The organism is Pseudocitrobacter sp. 2023LY-00077 (genome assembly GCF_055796175.1).
Window position 1 is genome coordinate 1 of record NZ_JBSPEI010000071.1, and the last position, 681, is coordinate 681.

At 49.8% G+C, this 681-nt stretch carries 2 protein-coding genes; both read left to right on the forward strand.

Features of this window, described 5'->3' with window-relative positions:
• Positions 1–245 precede the first annotated feature (245 nt).
• Positions 246–419: a hypothetical protein gene (locus ACWWFX_RS25385; protein ID WP_473225114.1), complete on the forward strand. Its 174-nt coding sequence runs from the start codon at positions 246–248 to the stop codon at positions 417–419.
• A 48-nt stretch (positions 420–467) separates the two neighbouring features.
• Positions 468–632 carry a hypothetical protein gene (locus ACWWFX_RS25390; RefSeq protein ID WP_276224366.1) on the forward strand — a complete coding sequence of 55 codons (165 nt, stop codon included), beginning with the start codon at positions 468–470 and terminating at the stop codon, positions 630–632.
• Positions 633–681 lie beyond the last annotated feature (49 nt).

A 681-nucleotide genomic window follows, 5' to 3' on the forward strand; every position in this document is an offset into this window, starting at 1 on the left:
AAGGAAACCACGCGCCGGGCGTGGATAAATATCCCGGCACTAACTGGAATGTTTTGGGGTGAAGCGGCGTGGATAAACGGAGACACGCAACGTGGCGCACGAACACAAGCAATTCGTGGCTGGGAAGGAAGGTGGCCCAGAGAGTTCGGTTTCGTCCGACCTTGAACACATCGCCGGGGTAACGTCCGGCCTTCACCACCAAAACATTTCACAGCGCGTTAATAACAACTTATTGAGGTGAGGCAATGGATATTGAAATACCAAGCAGCTTCGATCCGGAATGGCAACAAGCAATGCTTCGGCAGTTAGCAGGAAACATCGAAGCTCTTAAGGAGCGAGAAGATGAATCTGAAGAAAACGAGCTTCTTAACGACTGCGAAGAGATTATCGAGGCTCTTCGTGAATATTCAGGGTATTGAGGTCGCTTAGGCGGCCTTTTTTACGCGGGTAACTACAGAGGTAAGGGTATGGATGGAGGCAATAAGTTTCGCTGCACTGGTAAGTGGAATGACGAATCCTTTGACCGTGTCATTGAGGCTGAGGATGAAGGAGATGCCAGAGACCACTGGATGTATTGGGCGTGGGTTGCTGGAGCATCCCTGCAAAATTTGGAAATCATACAGGCTGCCTAATGGCGGCCTTTTTATTAGCTCACGATACAAACAGAGGGTAAGGCGATGA

Coding starts and splice junctions, on each gene's coding strand:
- ACWWFX_RS25385 (WP_473225114.1), top strand. CDS start 246: ATGGATATTGAAATACCAAGCAGCTTCGATCCGGAATGGCAACAAGCA.
- ACWWFX_RS25390 (WP_276224366.1), top strand. CDS start 468: ATGGATGGAGGCAATAAGTTTCGCTGCACTGGTAAGTGGAATGACGAA.